At 47.7% G+C, this 12627-nt stretch carries 15 protein-coding genes; 12 read left to right on the plus strand and 3 right to left on the minus strand.

Features of this window, described 5'->3' with window-relative positions:
• Positions 1–19: 19 nt before the first annotated feature.
• The 3 genes from frmR to ACJ9Y9_RS24480 form a co-directional block, all read right to left on the minus strand.
• Positions 20–295 carry a formaldehyde-responsive transcriptional repressor FrmR gene (gene frmR, locus ACJ9Y9_RS24470; protein WP_001141270.1) on the minus strand — a complete coding sequence of 92 codons (276 nt, stop codon included), beginning with the start codon at positions 293–295 and terminating at the stop codon, positions 20–22.
• A 422-nt stretch (positions 296–717) separates the two neighbouring features.
• Positions 718–1620, minus strand: coding sequence for a plasmid replication initiator TrfA (trfA, locus tag ACJ9Y9_RS24475; RefSeq protein WP_044076637.1), 903 nt, complete (start codon positions 1618–1620; stop codon positions 718–720).
• Between the two features lie 79 nt (positions 1621–1699).
• Positions 1700–2071, minus strand: coding sequence for a single-stranded DNA-binding protein (locus ACJ9Y9_RS24480; protein WP_004196205.1), 372 nt, complete (start codon positions 2069–2071; stop codon positions 1700–1702).
• Positions 2072–2176: 105 nt separating this feature from the next.
• On the opposite strand from ACJ9Y9_RS24480, the gene ACJ9Y9_RS24485 reads away from it, so the two are divergent.
• The 12 genes from ACJ9Y9_RS24485 to trbL form a co-directional block, all read left to right on the plus strand.
• A complete protein-coding gene (locus ACJ9Y9_RS24485; protein WP_003019654.1) occupies positions 2177–2581 on the plus strand; it encodes a transcriptional regulator in 405 nt (134 codons plus the stop codon).
• Between the two features lie 184 nt (positions 2582–2765).
• Entirely contained in the window at positions 2766–3722 is a 957-nt protein-coding gene (gene trbB / locus ACJ9Y9_RS24490; protein WP_032310201.1) for a P-type conjugative transfer ATPase TrbB, read from the plus strand.
• 113 nt (positions 3723–3835) lie between these two features.
• Positions 3836–4219: a TrbC/VirB2 family protein gene (locus tag ACJ9Y9_RS24495; RefSeq protein ID WP_003019650.1), complete on the plus strand. Its 384-nt coding sequence runs from the start codon at positions 3836–3838 to the stop codon at positions 4217–4219.
• Between the two features lie 2 nt (positions 4220–4221).
• Complete coding sequence (locus ACJ9Y9_RS24500; RefSeq protein WP_024252963.1) at positions 4222–4548, plus strand: conjugal transfer protein TrbD; 327 nt, start codon at positions 4222–4224, stop codon at positions 4546–4548.
• Positions 4545–7088 carry a VirB4 family type IV secretion/conjugal transfer ATPase gene (locus ACJ9Y9_RS24505; protein WP_109885657.1) on the plus strand — a complete coding sequence of 848 codons (2544 nt, stop codon included), beginning with the start codon at positions 4545–4547 and terminating at the stop codon, positions 7086–7088. Before ACJ9Y9_RS24500 ends, ACJ9Y9_RS24505 begins: the two co-directional genes overlap by 4 nt.
• Positions 7085–7792: a VirB8/TrbF family protein gene (locus ACJ9Y9_RS24510; protein ID WP_032310198.1), complete on the plus strand. Its 708-nt coding sequence runs from the start codon at positions 7085–7087 to the stop codon at positions 7790–7792. The genes ACJ9Y9_RS24505 and ACJ9Y9_RS24510 overlap by 4 nt, the downstream gene beginning before the upstream one ends.
• Before the next feature lie 15 nt (positions 7793–7807).
• A complete protein-coding gene (gene trbG, locus ACJ9Y9_RS24515) occupies positions 7808–8698 on the plus strand; it encodes a P-type conjugative transfer protein TrbG (RefSeq protein WP_032310197.1) in 891 nt (296 codons plus the stop codon).
• A 2-nt stretch (positions 8699–8700) separates the two neighbouring features.
• Positions 8701–9153 (plus strand): conjugal transfer protein TrbH, encoded by a 453-nt coding sequence (locus tag ACJ9Y9_RS24520; RefSeq protein WP_032194780.1) that lies wholly within the window; start codon positions 8701–8703, stop codon positions 9151–9153.
• 3 nt (positions 9154–9156) lie between these two features.
• Entirely contained in the window at positions 9157–10551 is a 1395-nt protein-coding gene (locus ACJ9Y9_RS24525; protein ID WP_003019636.1) for a TrbI/VirB10 family protein, read from the plus strand.
• A gap of 12 nt (positions 10552–10563) precedes the next feature.
• Positions 10564–11346 (plus strand): P-type conjugative transfer protein TrbJ, encoded by a 783-nt coding sequence (trbJ, locus tag ACJ9Y9_RS24530; protein WP_039696233.1) that lies wholly within the window; start codon positions 10564–10566, stop codon positions 11344–11346.
• 9 nt (positions 11347–11355) lie between these two features.
• Entirely contained in the window at positions 11356–11556 is a 201-nt protein-coding gene (locus ACJ9Y9_RS24535; RefSeq protein WP_059338537.1) for a hypothetical protein, read from the plus strand.
• A gap of 1 nt (position 11557) precedes the next feature.
• Positions 11558–12627: P-type conjugative transfer protein TrbL (gene trbL / locus ACJ9Y9_RS24540; RefSeq protein ID WP_407226240.1), on the plus strand; the 1070-nt coding region annotated here is incomplete at its 3' end.

Here is a 12627-nt window from a genome sequence, read left to right on the forward strand (position 1 = left end):
CCTCAATGTGATGGCTTAGCTATTTAAGATAGGCGCGAACCAGTTCAATCGTATCGTCAACGGATTTACTGATTTCATGGCTGTAGCTGTCATTCTGGTCAAAGGTTTCCCGTATGTGGCTCTCGAGCACCTCTGCCATAAGACCGTTAGCTGCTCCGCGAACGGCAGCTATCTGCTGAAGAATGGAACGGCATTCAGCACCATTTTCCAGCGCTCTTTCCAGAGCATCAATCTGACCCCGAATGCGGCGAACACGGGTAAGGACCTTTTTTTTCTCTTCAGGAGTACTGGGCATTATTTACCTCACCATTTTTGATTTTATATACTATAGTGGAGTATATAATTATCGTCAATGCATACTCCACTATAGTATAACTAAGAATAAACATAACTACCTTTATTTACGATATAAATCATATATTTATATTATTTTTGGCTGTGATACTGTCGGAAGGAAAGTTACTACAAAAATGATATCTACCGATACGGGATTTGGGGCATAGGCGGTTCTGTTAAATTTCGCCAGATATTGGCTCATCATTGATGGTCAAAAAATGAGCCTAACGTACAATAATTTTCGATATCCAAACTGACCCCAAGTTCAATTACCAGAATGAGCTAAACACGACCTAAACTTTTTTTTGCTGATAAATTGTGCAGCTAAACTTTTTGAGCGTACCTCATATGTCATAATGCGTACCTCAAATGTCATGAACATCACTCTCCGTCGCCTTCACCGTCTTTCCCGTCAGGAGCTTTGATCGGCTCAGGATTGGACCGTTGGCAACCAACTAATGAACCATTGACGAAGGCGTTATAAACCAATCCGCTTTCATTAAGTTCATCACAAGCCTTACTAACCTGTTGTTTCCACTTACGTGGCGTAGATGTTTCAGAACCGCACATAAGACGAAACGTTTCCAGTTTCATTGGATACGGATCACGGTGGGAACTGAAATAGTCAAACAAGCGGCGGGCAGTGGGAGACAGTTTTCGGTACTTTTCCCAAACAAACTTTGAATAATGTCCATCAGCAAAAAGAAGAATCATTTCTTTATCAATGATTACTTCGCATTGTGAAGAACGCTTTCCCCTATCTAACACTTTAAAACGACCTATCAACGAAACCGAATCCAGCTGGCCGATACGATCAGAGATAAACTGCATTGCAGTAGCCTGTAACCGAGTTAAGCATTCTTCTGCCTTTTCGATGTAACGGCCATTATAAGACCAACCAAGATCCTGGCAGAGTTCATAGAAACTAAACGTAATTGGAGCACCTATAGGTTTTCTCTTGGCGTACTCCAGAACCTGCTGCCAGACCAGTTCGTCGTCATCGGCACGCAGTTCAAGCCCGGTATAGGTGATACGGATGTCTTTATTAATGTGATAGATTTCTTTCTTCTGCAGTGCTTCTCGCGGCTGGCGTTTGTTTTTGACTGTAAAAAGCGCTGAACGGGCATAATCGTTCGGCAAGGCTCTCATAGAGTCCGGCCAAGGCGCTATATCAAAAAGCGAAAGTTGATTAGAAGAGTTTTTCTTTTCTACTGATTTGGTGCGCTGTGCCTGTGCAGCTTTTTTTAGCTGTTCAAGTTGAGCGTCTTTTTCTTCTTTAGTCATAAATGCCTCGCCGCTTTGACAGCGCATTGAGAAAAGGCCCTCATCGGGCCTTCCATTCTATACCATCTTGCCCCATCAATCAGTTTTCATTACCTGCAGCTGCGGGACTGCTTGCCGGGGATTTTGTATTTAAATACTGGATATTCTCAGCAATGTAATCGATGCCATACACTTTTTGGCCGTTCGATTCATACTGAGTGTTACGCATAGAACCTTCTACAAAAACCTGCGAACCTTTCCCCAGGAACTTTGCAGCGTTTTCTGCAGCCTTACCCCATACCTTGATACGGAAAAAGTCGGTATATTCCTTGACTTCACCGCTTTCCTGTTCTTTATAGCTCCCGTTAACCGCTATATCGAAAATTGCGATCGGTGTGCTTTTTGCTGTATACCGTAACTCTGTGTCTTTTGTTAGATTTCCGATAAACTGAAAACGATTAAGATTTTTCATATGCAGATCTCTATCTCTGTGACTAGGGAATATAGAGTTTAGCTAAACAATTTGATTCGGTCAACATTTTAGCCGCTAAAATTTACATCGAGGCGTAAGCGTATCGTGTACAACCTAATTTTTTTTACTAACATCCTCAGACTGCTTGAAGAAAGAGGTATGACAAAGCAGGAGCTTTCCCAAAAAGCTGGGGTTTCAATCTCTTTTTTGTCGGACCTAACAAATGGAAAAGCGAACCCATCTTTAAGGGTGATGGAATCCATTGCTAATGCCCTCGATGTAGCCCTTCCTGTTCTCCTTGAAACAACTGATCTTGATGAACACAGCCTTATGCTGATGGCTGATGGAAAACCTGTTAAGAGCCTTCCCCCTGGCTATGTAAGAGTGTCCGTCATACTTTCCGAACAGCAAGCCTTTCGGGTACGTATGTGGAGTGATCAGGCTCGCCAGAAGTTAGGGCAGGAAGCAAAGGCAATGCTGGAAAAAATGCAGGAAAAGAAAGACAGTTAACGCCAGAAAAGGATGGTTCTGCAGGGATGCAGATTTTAGCCGCTAAAAAACATCCCCTTTCCCCGTCTTCGAACCACCAATAATTTCGCTTTAATGCTGGATTAACTCTTGCTTGCAAGTTTGTTTCGGTATATCGTTTGCCGTAATTTCTATTGTAAAAGCTGTGTAAAGAAAAAGAGGAATTATGGACGCTGTAGATTCCGTTGATTTAAGAGCGATAGAAAAGCTCAAAAGGGACATGGGGCCAAGTTTGATGGAAGCGTTGGAAGATCCTGAAACGCTGGAAATCATGCTCAACCCGGATGGCAAGCTGTGGCGTGAGAAATTCGGTCAGCCTATGTTCTGCATGGGAACAGTGCCTGTACAACGTTCAAAAACCATTCTTCAAACTATCGCGGGCTTTCACAAAAAGATTATCGATCACAAATCGCCATTTCTTGAATGTGAACTCCCTATTGATGGTTCCCGTTTTGCGGGTCAGCTGCCGCCACTGGTTGCAGGTCCAACCTTTGCTATTCGTAAGAAAGCCTCACGCATTTTCCTTCTGGATGAATATGTAGATAAAGGCGTAATGACCAGGGCGCAGGCTGATTTTATTTGTCGCGCAATTGCCGCGCATAAAAATATTCTGGTTATTGGTGGTACTGGTTCAGGGAAGACAACGCTGTTAAACGCCATCATTGCTGAAATAGTTCGTCAGTTTCCAGACGAGCGTATCTGCATTATCGAAGATACGGGCGAACTGCAGTGCGCCGCGCAAAATTTTGTTCAGTATCACACCACCGTTGACGTCACCATGACAGACATTCTTCGTCTGATCCTGCGTATGCGACCTGACCGTATTTTCGTAGGTGAAACACGCGGCCCGGAAGCCCTCGATATGCTTGACGCCTGGAACACCGGGCATGAGGGCGGCGCGGCCTCACTTCACGCCAACAACACGCTTTCTGCTCTCACGCGTCTGCGTTCACTGATTTCACGTAACCCGTTTGCTCCGCGAGAAATTGAGCCGGTAATCGGCGAAGCGGTCAACGTGATCGTCCAGATTTCTAAAACTTCTGAGGGTCGCCGGATTAAAGAAATCCGCGAGATTCAGGGTTATGAAAACGGGGAATACATTTCCCAGCTCATTGCAGCTTAAAAAATGGAGGACATATCTACCACACACAGCAACGAGACTCAGGCCATCGGGCAGGCCATAAAGCTCAACCTTATTCAAATCGTTCCAGAACAACCTTAGTAAGGGGTTATTTAATGAAAACAGGTCTTTCCCACTTCAATCTCAGCAAACACGCCTTTATTGCATTTTTGGGCGCGATGCTGTTTTTCATGGCAGCTGAACCTGCTCTGGCGTCAAACACATCAGGCGGTGGCCTGCCGTTCGATGACTGGATGACCAACATCCGTACTTCTGTTACAGGACCATTTGCATATACCGCTTCCATTATCGGCCTGGTAGGTGCAGGCGCGATGTTGATCTTCGGCGGTGATATGAACGGGTTCCTTCGTACTCTGATTTTCATCGTTCTTGTTCTTAGCTTCCTGGTTGCGGCTCAAAACACGTTGTCTGCAATCACTGGGCAGGGTGCAGAACTGGCAGCAATGCTGACCAGCTCTAAAACAGGGGGAGTGGCATAACCATGGCATTACGCACGATCCCCATTCGTAGGGCGGCTTCAAGAACGAACCTCTTCATGGGCGGGGACCGTGAATTGGTTATGTTTTCAATCCTGCTGGCAGCGGTCCTTATCTTTACATCACAAGACTGGATCGCTGCCGGTGTAGGCATCGGGATTTGGGGGGGAGCACTTTTCCTGTTAAGGAAAATGGCTAAATCAGATCCGATGTTGCGCCATGTTTATCTGCGTAGCCTCAAATACAGCCAGCCGTATTATGCACCCCGTGCTACGCCGTTCCGCAAAAATACAGGAACCCAAGGCAAACGTTATGAAAGGGTGAAAAAATGAATACCGTAATTCCTGTCTTAGTTGCGCTGATAGGTCTGATCTTGCTTGGCATGATGCTGGCTTTCTATTTGCGTATGGTGAAGGAATATCACCTTAAAAAAAATCGCTCGGAGGATGAAGCTGTAGCCGACATGCTTATGTACGCCGCTGTTGTTGATGATGGCGTGATCGTATGTAAGAACGGTTCCTTTATGGCGTCATTCTTTTTTAAAGGTGCTGACAACGCGAGTTCGACCGATCAGGAAAGAGAGCTTGTCTCATTTCGCATTAATAAAGCGATTGGCAGACTCGGCAACGGCTGGATGATGCACGTTGATGCAATGCGTAGTCCGGCTCCGTCATACAGTGACCGAAACGCTTCGCACTTTCCCGACCGTGTTTCCGCTGCCATCGATGAAGAACGTCGCCGTCTGTTTGAAAAGATGGGGCAACTGTATGAAGGGTGCTTTATCGTTACCTTCACCTGGTTCCCGCCTGCGCTGGCAGAAAGTAAATTCACCGAATTGATGTTTGATGACGATCGCGAAGCCTCTACCGACAAAGACGCTACGCTTAATCTCATCGAAAAATTTAAGCATGAAATCAGCATAATTCAGGCAAACCTTTCGCAGGCTGTTTCGATTGAACGGCTGAACGGCGTGAAAGTCGTGCAGGAAGATGGCTCCATTGCAACGATGGATCAGCAGCTGGAGTACCTGCAGTATTGCATTACGGGCCTGCAACATCCTATACGTCTGCCAAATAACCCTATTTACCTGGATAGCCTCATTGGAGGTCAGGAGCTTATTCCTGGCATTACGCCGCGTATCGGGAAGAACTTCATTCAGGTTGTGGCGATTGAAGGCTACCCGTCTGAATCTTATCCGGGCATTCTCAGTAAGCTGGCCGAACAGCCATGTGAATACCGCTGGTCAACGCGCTTTATTTTCCTCGATGCTCACGAAGCCATTTCAAAGCTGACGGCATTCCGCAGGAAGTGGAAACAGAAAGTACGCGGTTTTATGTCTCAGCTGTTCAATACCAATAACGGCTACGTTGATGAAGACGCACTGTCTATGGTCAACGATGCGTCTTCTGCTATTGCAGAGACTAACTCCGGTTTGGTCAGCCAGGGTTACATCACCAGTGTTATTGTCCTGATGAATGAGGACCGTCAGAAGGTCGAAGCAGCAGCAGAGTTTATGCGCAAGGCTGTTAACAATACCGGCTTCGCTGCTCGAATTGAAACCGTTAACACGATGGATGCCTACTTTGGTTCCTTACCGGGCCACGGTGTTGAAAATGTGCGGCGCCCGCTGGTAAATACCCTTAACCTTGCCGACCTGATACCGACCAGCACTATCTGGCCGGGCGAAAACAAAGCCCCAAGTCCGATGTTCGAAGTAGGCGCACCGCCGTTAACGCACTGTGTTACGTCAGGGAATACGCCATTCCGACTTAATCTGCATGTTCGTGACCTCGGCCACGCTTTCATGTTCGGACCAACCCGTGCCGGTAAATCTACCCATCTGGCGTTAATCGCTATGCAGTGGCGACGTTATGCTGACTCGCGCATTTTCACTTTCGACAAAGGTCTGTCGATGCTTGCAACCTGCAAGGGCGTAGGCGGGAAGCATTTCACGATTGCCGGTGATGATAACCAGCTGGCATTTGCTCCTTTATCACGACTGGATACTCCTACCCGCCGTACATGGGCGATGGAATGGATTGAAGCCATTCTGATCCTGAACGGGGTTAAGGTTGATGCACCGATGCGAAACGCGATTGCTGACGCCATTAAGAGTATGTCTGAGACTCATTCGAAAACCCTGTCTGAATTTACGGTCACGGTACAGAACAATGTCGTTCGTGAGGCGCTCAAGCAATACACCATTGATGGCAACATGGGGCATCTGCTCGATGCAGAAGAAGATGGCCTTGATATTTCTGACTTCATGACCTTTGAGATTGAACACCTCATGAACATGGATCAGAAATACGCGCTGCCGGTGCTGCTCTATCTCTTCCGTCGCATTGAAGAATCTCTGGATGGTCGCCCAACACTCATCATCCTTGATGAGGCCTGGCTCATGCTGGGTCATCCAGAATTCAGGGGCAAAATCCGCGACTGGCTTAAATCCATGGCGAAGAAAAACTGCTCTGTTCTTATGGCAACTCAACAGCTTAGTGATGCGGCCAACTCTGGCATTCTCGATGTCATTATTGAGTCAACTGCCTGCCGAATCTTCCTGCCAAACAGCAACGCCCTGCAGGAAGAAGCCATGCCTCTGTATATCAATATGGGGCTTAATCGCCGTCAGATTGAAATCATCGCGTCTGCCGTACCAAAACGCGATTACTACTACGTATCCGAAGAAGGACGCCGCCTGTATCAGCTCGCGCTGGGGCCGCTTGCGCTGGCATTTGTTGGAGCTACTGATCCCGATTCAATCGATGCAGTTAAACAACTGTCCGAAACATACGGTGATGGCTGGGTAGATGAATGGCTACGCACTAAGGGTCTGGACTTAAATGATTATGAGTATGAGGTCGCTGCATGAAACTTTTTAACGGTAAAAAAAACCCTCAGCCTGATAGCCCTAATCCGTATCTCAATGCACGTCGTTCATGGAATATCCACATGGGCCATGTGCAGCAGTTCGGGGCGCTGGGTATTTTCATTGGTGTAGCGGGTCTGCTTATCGGTCTGGCCGCTGTGGGTGGGATTACTTACATCGGGAGCCAGTCGAAAACTGTCCCGATGGTTTATGAACAGGACAAGGCAGGTAACTACGTCAGCCTGACAAGAGCAGACCGCTTGCCGCCAGCCAAGATCGACGACTATCGCACCGCTGTATGGAACTTTATCGATCACATCAGAACGGTTACGCCAGATGGTGAACTACAGCGTAAGTCTGTATTGCGCACCTACGCGTTTTTGTTCCCGGATGATCCCGCCACAACAAAAGCGAATGAATATCTGAATGGTTCGAAAGAACGTAATCCTTTCACCCGTGCAAAAACGGAAATGGTCAGCAATGAGCTGATTTCCGTACTGCAGCAAACGCCAGATACCTGGCAGGTTGACTGGATTGAGACAACACGTAACCGCGACGGTACGTTAAAAAACCCACCGGTCCGTATGCGAGCACTGGTCAACGTTTATCAGAACACTAATCTGAACGCAAAAATTAACGAAAACAATGATGTGATGAACCCACATCGTATTTTCATTAAAGATTTTAACTGGTCAAAACAACTGTAAATTCGGGGCCGACACATGAAAAAGTCAATTATCTCAGCGTTAATTTTGAGCTTACCGCTTCTGGCTAATGCGGCTCCCGGTAGTGATCCGCTGGCCGACCAATATTTCTCTAACAATGAGCCATCACTCACACCGCAGGAACGAGCAGCTATTGGTATCGGCCAGAAATGGCAGACCGGTGCTGGCAGCGTAACCAGTAAACCATTTGCAGGGCCGGACGGTGCAATCAGTTACGTGTATACAACGGGCCAGACGCAGATTGTCTGTGCCGTACTGCAGCTGTGCGATGTGGCTTTGCAGCCCGGAGAAAACGTCAACAATATCGACGTTGGTGATCCACGCGTAACGGTATCTCCTTCAATCACCGGTTCTGGTGCCGCGCAGCAGCTGCATCTGATCATCAAACCGCTTGATGTGGGCCTTGATACCTCTTTGGTAGTGACGACTGACCGCCGCACTTATCGTATGCGAGTTAAAACCAGCCGCACCAAATTTATGCCGTATGTGTCATTTACCTACCCGGAAGACGCGCAGGCTAAATGGGATGCCATTCGGACGCGTGAAGCCAAGCATCTGCGTGACAACACAATTCCTCAAACAGGTGAATACCTGGGGAATCTGGACTTCAACTACGAAATCAGCGGTTCTGCCAGCTGGAAACCGGTACGTGTATATAACGATGGCGTCAAAACCATTATCCAGTTCCCTAAAACGATTTCTTCTGGCGAAACCCCAATCCTTCTGGTTGTGCGTAAAGAAGGTGGGCTGTTCTCTAAAGACGAAACACAGCAGGTAAACCTGCGTACCCAGGGAGACAGAACGATTGTCGATGGCCTGTTTGACAAGGCATATCTGGTAATTGGCGTCGGTTCGAGCCAGGAAAAAGTGACTATCACAAGGGGCTAATAATGAAAGCAGCAATGAAATTAACCTCTGCTATGGTGCTGGCCGCAAGCCTGTTAATGACTGGCTGTGTCTCTTCGGGTTATGGCAACTATTCGAATGCCAATATGTTCGCCTCTACGAGCATGGCAGATAACACCGTTGCGCATCTGGCAGCGCTGTATCCTCCGGGACGTACTACGTTCACGATGAAACAGCCTGCCAAAGATCAGTTCGGCTCGGCACTTGTTCAACGTCTTCGGTCGCGGGGTTATGCCGTTATTGAGTTCACGAAAGACGGTAAGCCTCAGAGCGCCCTGGCAAATTCAGGGACCACTCTTGGTTATGTCGTGAATACCGTCGCGCCAAACCTCTACCAGGTCACAACGTATGTTGGTGGCGTCACGTTAAGCCGTGGCTTCGCTCTGGCAACAGACGGCAAAGCATACCCGGCAGGCCCATGGACTCGCGAGGAATAAAGGATGGCTGACCAAGATAAAATGTCCCCCGACGCTTCTCCGGGCGTTGCTAACAAAACCGGTGTACGCCGCGTTAACAAAAGACCTATGTACATTGCTATAGGCTGTGTGGCTGCATTCTGCCTTGTCGTTGCATACGTCGCGAATAAACGTGCCAACCAGGGCGCGTCTGATACGGCAGAAACGACTGTTCAACGCGGCAGCAGCCGCGATACCTCAGCAATGGCAATGGATGTTATGGGAGGTGGTAGTTCCGGGCTTATTGAAGCACCGGCGACACCGCCAGAGATTCCGAAACAGGACGATAAAACCAAACCGAGCACAGATTATACAGCGGTTCCCGTTGCGCCGGTGGCTGATCCAGATCAGCCACCCGTTCCGCAACGGTCGGAATCGCCACGGCAGAATGATCCAGAAGCAGACCAGATTCGTCGCAATAAAATGCGTGATTTTGTTGAGGCCGTAAAAGCTAAAACGGAAGTGAGCCTGCCTAACCAGTTGGGGCGTTCAACCACTGCAGGCAATACACCGCAAACCCGCGATGAAATGCTGCAGGAAATCGCTAACGTTCGCCGTCAGATGGAACAGAACAATGCTGGCGATGCTACTGCAAGTTATGACGCTCAGGTTCAGAGAATCCGGGCCTCTATGAATGGCGGCGCAGATAGCGGCAGCGATACTGGTATGCAGCTGGCATCAGTGGGTGGTGCTTCCGTTTCCCGAAATGACATCAACCAGTTCGGTAAGAAAGGGCAGGGTGACAGATGGTTACTGGATGAAAAAGTTTCTGCACCACACAGCCAGTATGAACTTCGTGCGGGCTGGGTCATTCCTGGCGTCATGATTAGCGGTATTAACTCTGATCTTCCAGGCCAGATTGTTGGTCAGGTTGCTCAGGACGTTTATGACTCGGCAACAGGCAAATACCTTCTTATCCCTCACGGTACTCGCGTGATAGGTACATATTCAAGCGATGTTGCCTATGGTCAGGAAGGGGTCATGATTGCCTGGCAACGTCTGGTGTTCCCGGACGGAAAAGCTCTTGATTTAGGCTCCATGCCGGGCGCAGACATGGCGGGTTATTCTGGTTTCCGTGATCAGGTTAATAACCATTACTTCCGTATCTTTGGTAACGCTCTGCTGCTGTCAGGTATCACCGCGACAATTGCTTATTCTCAGGATCGCGACCAGAACAATAACAACTCAAATCAGGCTCCGAATATGAGCAGTGAAATGAGTGCAGCGCTGGGTCAGGTATTCGGTCAGGCCATTGCGCAGGTTGTACAGAAAAACCTGAATATCGCGCCTACGCTCGAAATTCGTCCGGGTTATCGCTTCAATATCATGGTCACTAAAGACCTGGCATTCACAAAGCCTTATCAGGCATTTGACTACTAAGAGGACAAGACGATGAATAAACGTTTCGTTTTAGCCGCTAAAAAAGCGTTACTGGCTTCCTTCGTGGCGTCAATCATGGCATTACCGGCGAAAGCCGGTATCCCTGTCATCGATGGTACTAATGTGGTGCAGACCACAATCAGCGCAGTCAATAACGTTCAGGCTGTGGCTAAACAGATCCAGCAGTACCAGACGCAGCTGCAGCAGTATGAAAACATGCTGAAAAATACAGTCGCACCTGCGGCATATATCTGGGATCAGGCCAATTCGACCATCAACAAATTATTGCAGGCGCAGGACACTCTTAATTACTACAAAAATCAGGCCGGGAGTCTCGATTCATATCTGAAACGTTATCAGGACGTGAATTACTACCGCTCATCACCGTGCTTTAACAGTAATGTTGAATGTACTGCGGATGAAATTAGCGCACTGCGTAAAGCTGAACAGAACAACTCTGAGGCACGTAAAAAGGCTAATGACGCCGTGTTTAAGGCTCTCGATCAACAGCAGGAAACACTGCAAAGCGATGCTGATAACCTGGCAGATTTGCAAACTCAGGCAACCGGCGCGCAAGGGCAAATGGAAGCTATTCAGGCTGCTAACCAGCTTGCCAGTGCTCAAACGAACCAGTTGCTGCAAATCCGCTCGCTTCTGGTAGCTCAACAAAACGCTGCAGCAACACTGGCGCAGGCTCAGGCCGATAAAGAGGCCCAGCAAGCGGCTGCATCAGAGCAGTTACGTAACGGTGACAACATCTCAACTTCATCCTCCAAAAGCTGGTCTTTCCAGTAAGGAAAAAACATGAAACTGAAACTCTTATCCACAGTTGCGTTAATTACCACCTTCTTAATTACAGGATGTGACGGAGAGGACAAGACAGATTGTAAGAAAGATCCAACCGCAAAAGGATGTCCGCACTATAGCGGTAATATCACCAACTCAGGAAATAAAAGCTGGGATATGAATAAGGAAGAAAACAACTCTTCCAAAGAGGACAAGTAACATGATCTCAGTATTAAACAGAGAGAATATAAAACCATTCACTTTATTAATACTGGTGATGGTTTTATTTTCCTATTCATCGTTTGCGTCAGCTGCGATGAATAGTAATGTTATGGATGAAGTGTTAGATAAATATCAGGCCGCTGCTTCTGCATGGAGCGGTGTCATGATCAAATATGGGACATGGCTGTTTTGGTCTTTAGCATTGATTAGCATGGTATGGACCTTCGGCATGATGGCTATGCAGGGCGATGGTATTAACACGGCCCTAGCCGAAATTGTTCGGTTTTTTGTTGTAATAGGTTTCTTTTGGTATTTACTGTCCAATGGACCAGCTATTGCAATGGCTATCATCAAATCAATGTGGCAAATCGGTGCAGAGGCCATAGGGCAAAATGCCGCTTTCACTCCGGGAGGCGTTACACAGATCGGGTTTGATATTTTCTTTAAGGTTCTTGATCAGTCATCAGTCTGGTCTCCTGTAGACAGTACAGCTGGTATTATTCTTGGGATAATTATTCTCGGTATACTTGCTCTCGTTGGTGTAAACCTCTTGCTTCTTTTTATTTCGGCTTGGGTGCTTGTTTACGGAGGGATATTTTTCCTTGGGTTCGGCGGTTCTCGCTGGACTTCGGATATGGCTATCAATTTCTTCAAAACCGTCCTATCAACCGGTGCGCAGCTTATGTCAATGGTCCTTATTATTGGCATAGGTAAGTCAATTCTTGATAGCTATTACACAGGTATGAGCAGTTCAATTAGCCTCAAGGAAATGGGTGTTATTTTTGTTGTAGCATTGGCTCTTCTTTATTTGAGCAACAAAATCCCGGCTTTAATTGGGGGACTTGCCGGAGGTAGCACTGGTGGGATTGGTTCCTTTGGCGCAGGTGCTCTTGTTGGAGCAGCTGCTTCTGCAGCTGCTATTGCAGCAACAGGTGGCGCTTTAGCCGCAGCAGGTGCCGCAAACGCTGCCGGGGGCGCATCAGCCCTCAAAGCGGCGTTTGAATCAGCACAAGCGGCGATGGCAGAAGAATCAGGTTCCGGTGGTTCCGGTGGTTCCGGTGGTTCCGG

Origin of the sequence: Enterobacter sp. CPE_E1241, from assembly GCF_045618265.1 — a bacterium.
Classification (GTDB): Bacteria; Pseudomonadota; Gammaproteobacteria; order Enterobacterales; family Enterobacteriaceae; genus Enterobacter; species Enterobacter adelaidei.

Coding starts and splice junctions, on each gene's coding strand:
- frmR (WP_001141270.1), bottom strand. CDS start 295: ATGCCCAGTACTCCTGAAGAGAAAAAAAAGGTCCTTACCCGTGTTCGC.
- trfA (WP_044076637.1), bottom strand. CDS start 1,620: ATGACTAAAGAAGAAAAAGACGCTCAACTTGAACAGCTAAAAAAAGCT.
- ACJ9Y9_RS24480 (WP_004196205.1), bottom strand. CDS start 2,071: ATGAAAAATCTTAATCGTTTTCAGTTTATCGGAAATCTAACAAAAGAC.
- trbB (WP_032310201.1), top strand. CDS start 2,766: ATGGACGCTGTAGATTCCGTTGATTTAAGAGCGATAGAAAAGCTCAAA.
- ACJ9Y9_RS24495 (WP_003019650.1), top strand. CDS start 3,836: ATGAAAACAGGTCTTTCCCACTTCAATCTCAGCAAACACGCCTTTATT.
- ACJ9Y9_RS24500 (WP_024252963.1), top strand. CDS start 4,222: ATGGCATTACGCACGATCCCCATTCGTAGGGCGGCTTCAAGAACGAAC.
- ACJ9Y9_RS24505 (WP_109885657.1), top strand. CDS start 4,545: ATGAATACCGTAATTCCTGTCTTAGTTGCGCTGATAGGTCTGATCTTG.
- ACJ9Y9_RS24510 (WP_032310198.1), top strand. CDS start 7,085: ATGAAACTTTTTAACGGTAAAAAAAACCCTCAGCCTGATAGCCCTAAT.
- trbG (WP_032310197.1), top strand. CDS start 7,808: ATGAAAAAGTCAATTATCTCAGCGTTAATTTTGAGCTTACCGCTTCTG.
- ACJ9Y9_RS24520 (WP_032194780.1), top strand. CDS start 8,701: ATGAAAGCAGCAATGAAATTAACCTCTGCTATGGTGCTGGCCGCAAGC.
- ACJ9Y9_RS24525 (WP_003019636.1), top strand. CDS start 9,157: ATGGCTGACCAAGATAAAATGTCCCCCGACGCTTCTCCGGGCGTTGCT.
- trbJ (WP_039696233.1), top strand. CDS start 10,564: ATGAATAAACGTTTCGTTTTAGCCGCTAAAAAAGCGTTACTGGCTTCC.
- ACJ9Y9_RS24535 (WP_059338537.1), top strand. CDS start 11,356: ATGAAACTGAAACTCTTATCCACAGTTGCGTTAATTACCACCTTCTTA.